The organism is Streptomyces sp. URMC 126, assembly GCF_051386555.1.
Classification (GTDB): Bacteria; Actinomycetota; Actinomycetes; order Streptomycetales; family Streptomycetaceae; genus Streptomyces.
In genome coordinates this window covers 1-252 of the sequence record NZ_JBPQTX010001118.1, presented here as the reverse complement: position 1 = coordinate 252, position 252 = coordinate 1, and the positions used below count along the sequence as shown (strand labels likewise).

At 78.2% G+C, this 252-nt stretch carries 1 protein-coding gene; it reads right to left on the bottom strand.

Going from position 1 to position 252, the window contains the following annotated elements; all coding sequences use genetic code 11:
- The coding region (locus ACSNOK_RS35320; RefSeq protein ID WP_436784773.1) for a DUF5682 family protein at positions 1-252 on the bottom strand (252 nt) is incomplete at both ends.

Below are 252 nucleotides of genomic sequence, written 5' to 3'. Positions count from 1 at the left end.
CTCCACGCGCGGTCGGCGAGCGGCAGATCGCAGGCGACCACCGGCACACCGCGCCGGACGGCCCAGCGCACGGCGGCCAGTTCGGGCGAGAAGTCGGCGAACGGGTAGAACGCCGGGCCCCCGCCGCCGTCCGCCGGTGCGGCGGCCAGCGCCACCGGGGCCCGCGTCTCCTCGTGCCCCAGCCAGGGCAGCCACGGCTGCATCTCGGCGGGCAGCTCGACGAGCAGCACCTCCGGTGCCGCCTCCTCCAGC